Here is a 7,051-nt window from a genome sequence, read left to right as displayed (position 1 = left end):
TCCTGATTCCGGCTCCCCGGTTCCGGGTTTCACGGGAAAGATTGCAGAGCCTGGGCGAAGCATGCGCAGCCTCGGCCCGCAAGGTCACCACACGTCTGGGCGGACGTCCGCCCGCGGGCACCGGGGAAGCCGTCCCCGGCTGAGGCCCGGCCGGGTCCGGCGCCTCGGATGAGTCCGGCGGCTCAGATGAGTCCGGCAAGCCGGGTGGCCAGGTGCAATGCCGCCAGCCGGCCCGTGTCCCGCGGGTCACCGCCGCACAGCTCGAAGATGCGACGCAGCCGCTGGTGCATCGACTGCCGTTCCAGATGGAGCTCCCTGGCTGCGTGCGCAGTGTTGCATCCGCAATCCATCCACGTTGCCAGCGTGTCCAGCAGCCGCGAATTGCGCTGGGAATCATGGTCCAGGAGCGCGCCCAATTGCTGGCGCACGAAGTTCCGCCGCTGATAGGGGTCCAGGGACTGAACGGCGAGCCGTTCCACGGCGAAGGCCTCCGCGTCGACGACTGGCTGGCGCGCCCCGCCGGCTTCGGACCGGGACGGCTCCGGGGAGTCTGCCAGTTCCAGGGTGAGCTTGGCTTCGGAGAGCGACCATGGAGCGTCCGAAATTCCTGCCACCAGGGGACCCACCGCGGCCAGCGTCCTGGCTATGGCGGGCAGTTCCAGCAGGGCCGCCAGGAGCCTCCGGCGGCCTTCCTCCGGTGCATCGACGTCCAGGCCGGCCACTGCGAGAAGCTCGGCATTATCGACGTAGGTGGCGTGCGCCTGCGCTGTCCGGGCCAGTACTTGTTCCACCGATGTCCGCAGCTGCTGCGAGGTGTCGGACCGGACCGCGATGGCCACGAGCGGGGAGGAGGCCGGAATTCCGGCGGCCGACGCCAGCTGTTGAAGCCGCCACGGCTGGCTGCCGGAATCGACGGCACGGATCAACGCAGCTCCCGCAACCTCCCGCAGGCCGGGCGACATCCGCTGCAGCATGGCCAGCGCCAGGATGTCCACCGAGCGTTTTCCGGCCGTCCGCGCAAGGTTCTCATCCTCGTCCGCCGGGACCCGGAGCACGAGCTGGGCCGCAAGGATTCCGCGCACCGGAACGTCGATCCGGATCAGCCGCGCATGTTCCTGCGGGGCGGGGGCAGAGCTGCCGGCAGCATCGCCGGTACCGGTGTTCACTGGCGCGGCACTGGCCAGCGTCACGCCCGTGAGAGAGGCCAAGGCCACCTCGGCGTGAGTAATCCGCGCGAGTACGGCCAGAATCCGATCCAGGCCGCCGCCGTGTGCCAGCTCAACGGCCATCGCGTGGCTGGCTTCATCTGCCTGCCGTAACTGCGACACCGACTCGCTGACCAACGACGAGTTAATGGCCTGCATGACACTGACAAACGGCACCACCTTGCGGAGCTCGATCAGCGGAAGCCCGGCTGCCTCGGCGGCCGAGATCATCAAGGACGGCAGCGAAGGAAGGGCGACGCCGGTTTCGATGGCCAAGGCGGCCACTCCCCGCTCGGCCAGTTGTTGGATGTACGTGATCCGCCGGTCCTCGGACGCGAGTGCTAGGGCTTCCCCTCCCGTCAGCAGAAGCTCCCCACCGTCCAGCAGCGGAGCGATGTCCAGGATCTCACTCGAGTGCACCCACCGAAGCTGGGTCCGGGCAGCCCTGCCGCTGGCCGCCCGGACCACCGGATCAGCGGCCGCCAAGGTCGGATGGTTGAGCACATCGATGAGACGTATAGGCATGACACTCCGTCGCGTAAAGCAGGCATTAACTATACACATCATATATAGGCGATGTGGCATGGGCCACATAATCTTGAAGTACCCCAATCGCTCACGGAGGCTCCAATGCGTGAAACATCCCCAACGGTTTCGGCCAGCACCGCTCCAGCGGCCAGCGAAGACCACGAAGCGTGGCTTCACCCCATCCCTGAATCAGAACGGACCCGCAAAGTGTCCGGCCAGTTCTGGATCTGGGCCGGCGCCAATCTCGCCCCGATCAACTGGGTGCTCGGCGCGCTCGGCATCCAGCTCGGTCTGGGATTCGCGGACACGGTCACCGTACTCGTCCTCGGAAACCTGATCGGGATGCTGCTCTTCGGCTGCTTCGTCCTGCTGGGCCAAAAGACCGGAGCGACCGGCATGGTGCTCGCCCGCGCCGCCTTTGGCCGGCGCGGAAATTACCTGCCGGCGGCCATTCAGGCCCTTCTGGTGATCGGCTGGTGCGCGGTCAACACCTGGATCATCCTGGACCTGGTCATGGCGCTGTTCGGAACCCTGGGCTGGGTTGACCCGGAGGCCCACAACTACGCGTGGAAGATCGGCATCGCCACCTTCATCATGGCGACCCAGGTGGCCATTGCGTGGTTCGGCTACAAGGCGATCGCCGCGTTCGAGAAATGGACCGTCCCGCCGACCATCATCATCCTGACCGTCATGTCGGCAGTGGCCTGGTTCGGCATGCAGATCAACTGGACCTACGCCGGCCCGGCAGGCCACATCCTCGAAGGCTCCGAACGCATCGCCGCGATGAGTGCCGTCATGACGGCCATCGGCATCGGCTGGGGCATCACCTGGTTCACCTACGCCGCAGACTACTCCCGCTTCGTCAGCACCTCGGTGCCCAAGCACAAGGTCTACCTCGCCTCGGTGCTGGGCCAGTTCATCCCCGTCGTCTGGCTGGGCATCTTGGGGGCCAGTCTCGCCACCAACACCGGCGAAATCGATCCCGGAAAACTCATCGTCCTGAACTTCGGCGCGCTGGCCCTGCCCGTGCTGCTTATGGTCCTGCACGGCCCGATCGCGACCAACATCCTGAACATCTACACCTTCTCCGTAGCCACCCAGGCGCTGGACATCTCCATCAGCCGCCGCAAGCTCAACCTCTTCGTCGGCGTCTTCTCCCTGGCGGCAGTGATCTTCTTCATCTACCAGGAGGATTTCGCCTCCGTCCTGGACGCGTGGCTGATCGGACTCGTGGCCTGGGTCGCCGCCTGGGGCGGTGTCATGCTGGTGCACTACTTCTGGCTTGAAAAGCGCTGGCCCGGCGACCCGTCCCGGCTGTTCGACGCGGTAGGCACCAAGCGCCTGCCCGGCGTGAACCCGGCCGGCGTCGTCTCCCTCCTGGTCGGAATCTTTGCCACCTGGCTGTTCATGTATGGGCTGGTGCCCGCGATGCAGGGCCCGGTCGCCGTCGCCCTGGGCGGATGGGACCTGTCCTGGCTAGCCGGCGGCCTGTCCAGCGCCGGAGCCTACGCCCTCATGGGGCCGCGGTACCACCGGAAGTTCCTGCACCTGACCAGCGCCGATGCGACCACGGCCCCTGCTGCCGCGCCGGAGATAGCCGCCATCGGGACGGCCGACGTCCCCGCCGTGTCCGCTTCCTCCGCGGGCCTCTGACGAGGGGATCGCCCGACGGCGGGGAAACCATCACCGGATTCCCCGCCGGAACGGTCCGCACCATCCTCAGCATTCATTACTCGGCGGCGACGGCCGGCGCCATTTGCACACTTGGAACTTAACGAGGAGCACCACAAGCATGGACATGTCAGTCTTTCTGGAAGACCTGGATGCTTTCGCCTACCGCGAAGTCTTGGCACCCGGGGACGCGATCGTCCTCATTCCCGTCGGGTCCTTGGAGCAGCACGGTCCACACCTTCCGCTGGGAACGGACACCATCCTGTCCTCCCACTTCGCGGAGGGTGTTGCCCGGCGGCTGGGGGGGCTTGTTGCCCAGCCGATCGCCTACGGGTACAAATCGCAGCAGAAGTCCGGCGGAGGAAACCACCTCTCCGGTACAACCAGCCTGGATGGCGCCACCCTCATTGGCGTGGCCCGCAACCTGGTCAAGTCCTTCCTCAACCAAGGCGTCCGGCACGTGGTATTCATCAACGGCCATTTCGAGAACTACCAGTTCCTGTACGAGGGCATCGATCTTGCCCTTGACGAGTTGGGCATCAAGCCCGGGGCAGAGCAGGGCGTGCTGCTGCTGTCCTACTGGGACTTCGTCAGCGAGGACACGCTCAGGCAGGTCTATCCCGGTGGCTTCCCGGGCTGGGACATCGAGCACGGCGGGGTCCTGGAAACCTCGCTCATGCTCCACCTCGAACCCGCCCGGGTAGCCATCGACCGCCTGGTCGACGGTCCTGCCGCGGTCCTCCCGCGCTTCGACAGGCTCCCGGTGGTTCCGGAGCGGACACCCGCCACCGGCTGCCTGTCATCGCCCGCTGGCTCCAGCGCAGCCAAGGGCGAGCTGCTATACGGACAGGTCGTCAGAGATCTGGCTTTCGATCTCGGGAGTGAACTGGTCCGTGAACCCGCGCCTGCGGGTGTTCCGGTGTAGAGGATCCCACAGGGAGCACGCTTCACCCAATGAAACTCTGGCGCCGCGGGGAGACATACCCGCGGCGCCTTCGCGTCCCGGCACTGCCCAGCGGAGATACGAGGGTGCCGACCGGACCGGAGCCCCAACGCGGGGTCACTTAGCGCCCATCCGCGGCCCCGGAATGGGCGCTAATTGACCCCGCGTTGCTGGGTTTGCGGACCGGCCGTCCGGGCGCGGGCACTTGCGGGCTACACTCGATTTCGGGCCCGTCGGCCGCCCGTCGGCCGGCTGATGGCAGACCGGGCACCAAGCCCGCGACAAGGAGGTCACGATGGCCGGCGGAAGCCGCGAACCCGGCAGGACCGTGACCTCGAAGGTCCTCGCCATCCTCGAGGCCTTCGAAAAGTCCCGGGGCGCGCTCAGCCTGACCGATATCGCCGAAAAATCCGGGCTGCCGCTGAGCACCGCCCACCGCCTGGTCAACGAGCTCACCGACTGGGGATTCCTCTCGCGCGAGCCCAATGGCCGCTATCAGCTCGGCATCCGGCTCTGGGAACTCGCCCAGAACACCGGGCGGCAGCTGCGCGACGCGGCGCGGCCCTACATCCAGGACCTGTTCTCACTCACCGGCGAAACCGCACATCTGGCGGTCCGGGCCGGCCACGAAGTGCTCTACATCGACCGGGTCTACGGCTCCAAGCGGGTGCCCCGCGCCAGCCGGGTCGGCGGCCGGCTGCCCATGCACGCGACCGCCGTCGGGAAGGTCCTCCTCGCCTTCGAGGAGGACTGGGTCCGGGACGCCTACCTGAACCGGCAGCTGGAGCGGCACACCGCGCACACCCACGTGGACCCCAAAAAACTGGCCGCGGAGCTGACCCGGATCCGCGAGCAGGGCTACGCCACCACCCTGGAGGAAGTCCGGCTGGGCTCCTGCTCCATCGCCGTCCCAGTCTTCCACACCGGCAGGATCGGCGCGTCGATCGGACTCGTGCTGCCCACGAGCCAGGCCGCCACGATGACCCGGCACCTGCCCGTCCTGCGCGGCATCGCGGCCCAGATTGAGCGTGCCACGGCCCGGATCCCGCTGGAAACGCTGCTGGGCAGCCACGTTGCCGGCACGGACTGACCCGGCACGCTCCTCACCATGGTCTTGCACCCCGCCGCACGGCTTTCGGCTGCCTCGGGGTGGCTGGCAGCCTTCGTTTTCGGCCGGCCGGCCAGGTAGCGTCCGCCCGGGGGCATTTTGGTGCCAATATTCGACGGCGGCCGCTTAGTTGGCGGCGTGTCCGTGTCGAAGTGCCCCCGAACCGCGGCCAGCCCGCACTGCCGCAGGTGAGGAAAACAACTCGCTTCCGCTCAGTGGAAGTCAGCCCTGCCGCTAGAGGGTGATCGGGGCCACACTGGTGAATAAGAACCCCGGCATGCACTGGCGCAGCCGGCGGGACCAAACCAAGGAGCTTAGATGTCATCGTCGACGGATACGGCCGGCCGCTGTCCCTTTGGACGCGGCGCCGAGGCACCCGCAGGGCACCACGGCTACGAGCCGTTCCAGATGAAGGATCCCTTCCCGGCCTACGCTGAACTCCGGGCCGAACAACCGGTGATGTTCGACGAGCGGGTCGGTCTCTACGTCGTCTCCCGCTACGACGACATCAAGGCCGTCTTCGAGGACTGGGAGACCTTCTCCAGCGAAAACGCACAGGCGCCCGTCCGGGAACGCGGCGCCGCCGCCAAGAAGATCATGGAAGACGGCGGCTTCACCGCCTACTCGGGCCTCTCCGCCCGCCGCCCCCCGGAGCACACCCGCATCCGCGCCGTGGTCCAGAAGGCCTTCACACCCCGCCGCTACAAGGCGCTCGAACCCTTCATCCGGCAGAACGTCGTCGAGCTGCTCGAAAAGATGCTGGCCCGGCCGGACCGCCACGGCGACATGGTCAAGGACCTCGCCTACGACGTCCCCACCATCACCATCCTCACCCTGATCGGCGCGGACGTCGCCCAGGTGGACACCTTCAAACGCTGGAGCGATTCCCGCGCGGCCATGACCTGGGGCGACCTCAGCGACGAGGAACAGATCCCGCACGCCCACAACCTCGTGGAGTACTGGCAGGAGTGTCTGCGCCTGGTCAAGGTGGCCCACGAGGAAGGCGGCGACAACCTCACCGCGGACCTCGTGAAGTCGCAGCAGGAAGGTGCGGAGATCTCCGACCACGAGATTGCCTCCGTCCTCTACAGCCTGCTCTTCGCCGGCCACGAAACCACCACCACGCTGATCTCCAACGCCCTCCGCGAACTGCTGGCCCGGCCCGAGCAGTGGAAGCAGCTCGTCGAGGACCCCAAGAAGATCCCCGCCGCCATCGACGAGGTCCTGCGCTACGCCGGATCGATCGTCGGCTGGCGCCGCAAGGCCCTCAAGGACACCGAAGTTGGCGGCGTCGCCATCGAAGCGGGCGCGCAGCTGCTGCTCCTCATGGGCTCCGCCAACCGCGACGAGAACAAATTCACCGCCGGCGAGGACTTCGACATCACCCGCCCCAACGCCCGCGAGCACCTTTCCTTCGGGTTCGGCATCCACTACTGCCTGGGCAACATGCTCGCCAAGCTCCAGGCCAAAATCGCGCTCGAGGAAGTGGCCCGGCTCGCCCCCGAGCTGGAGCTGGAGAACCCGGAAGCCATCGCCTTCCGGGAAAACCTCTCCTTCCGCGTCCCCGAGACCGTCCCCGTCAGCTGGAAGGCCTGA

General features: G+C 67.0%; 5 protein-coding genes. 4 read left to right on the top strand and 1 reads right to left on the bottom strand.

What is annotated here, in order from left to right; genetic code table 11:
* Positions 1–182: 182 nt before the first annotated feature.
* Positions 183–1,730: a PucR family transcriptional regulator gene (locus QCD75_RS07575; protein ID WP_301227222.1), complete on the bottom strand. Its 1,548-nt coding sequence runs from the start codon at positions 1,728–1,730 to the stop codon at positions 183–185.
* Positions 1,731–1,835: 105 nt separating this feature from the next.
* Between QCD75_RS07575 and QCD75_RS07570 the strand changes: the two genes are divergently transcribed.
* The 4 genes from QCD75_RS07570 (at position 1,836) to QCD75_RS07555 (ending at position 7,051) form a co-directional block, all read left to right on the top strand.
* Entirely contained in the window at positions 1,836–3,386 is a 1,551-nt protein-coding gene (locus tag QCD75_RS07570; protein ID WP_301227220.1) for a purine-cytosine permease family protein, read from the top strand.
* 139 nt (positions 3,387–3,525) lie between these two features.
* Positions 3,526–4,329: a creatininase gene (locus tag QCD75_RS07565; RefSeq protein ID WP_301227218.1), complete on the top strand. Its 804-nt coding sequence runs from the start codon at positions 3,526–3,528 to the stop codon at positions 4,327–4,329.
* 313 nt (positions 4,330–4,642) lie between these two features.
* Positions 4,643–5,437 carry an IclR family transcriptional regulator gene (locus QCD75_RS07560; protein ID WP_301227216.1) on the top strand — a complete coding sequence of 265 codons (795 nt, stop codon included), beginning with the start codon at positions 4,643–4,645 and terminating at the stop codon, positions 5,435–5,437.
* A 336-nt stretch (positions 5,438–5,773) separates the two neighbouring features.
* Positions 5,774–7,051 (top strand): cytochrome P450, encoded by a 1,278-nt coding sequence (locus QCD75_RS07555; protein ID WP_301227214.1) that lies wholly within the window; start codon positions 5,774–5,776, stop codon positions 7,049–7,051.

It is taken from the genome of Arthrobacter sp. PsM3 (genome assembly GCF_030433895.1).
GTDB lineage: Bacteria > Actinomycetota > Actinomycetes > Actinomycetales > Micrococcaceae > Arthrobacter.
This window is presented reverse-complemented; position numbering and strand designations above follow the sequence as displayed.